The sequence below is a fragment of the Candidatus Hodgkinia cicadicola genome, assembly GCF_002774925.1.
Genome location: NZ_NXGO01000146.1, coordinates 1 through 745, shown reverse-complemented (window position 1 = coordinate 745; position 745 = coordinate 1). Strand labels below are relative to the sequence as shown.

Annotated in this window: 1 protein-coding gene; it reads left to right on the top strand. The window is 24.7% G+C overall.

Annotation, left to right across the window (positions count from 1 at the left end; all coding sequences use genetic code 4):
* Positions 1-478: 478 nt before the first annotated feature.
* Positions 479-745 (top strand): glutamine amidotransferase-related protein (locus MAGTDC_RS06095; RefSeq protein WP_414173078.1); only part of this gene is annotated, 267 nt, incomplete at its 3' end.

The following is a 745-nucleotide window of genomic DNA, read 5'->3' as shown; positions in this document are numbered from 1 at the left end:
CTATTACAAAGAAGATAAAAGGTACCTATAATCAAACCTCAATGAAAAAATATATTGAAAATTAAATTATGGGACCAAAGGGTGAAAAGATAGCGATAAGGATTATTTTATTATTGATAATGTAAAGGATGAAAATATTTATTATGAAAAATGAAGGTATAATTATGAAGATAACTGTTGACTATATCAAAATGAAAAATGAAAAGTGGCTATGAAGATTATTGTTATTTAAAAGTGAAAAATGAAAATATAATTATAAAAATAGATGTTGACTAAAGAAAAAAGGATGTATTACTATTATGAAAATTATTATATGTGTATATTAAATGAGAAGTAACTGTATAATTATGTATTGAACATTGAATATATTGTAATTTTATAATGTGAAAAAAAAAACATACTTCAAGAGAATTAATGTAAAGGATTCAGAACATTGTATTTGTTAATAATAAGAACATAATATAAAAGAAGAGTATAAATATACGAGATCGACAAATTACATCCAAGGCATAACCAATTCCCAACATCCACATCAAACAATTCCAATCATAGTGCTTACTTAGTTCATTCGTATATTTATAAAGTATTAAATCCATCCAACATCTTGGCAAGTACATCGTTTTGTAAAGATATAACGGTTGCTGTTTGTAACAAAAATATAATTGGAGTACAATTCCATCCAGAGAAAAGTCACAATTTTGGTATTATGTTCTGTAAAAACTTCTTACTCTGATCAACAGAATTC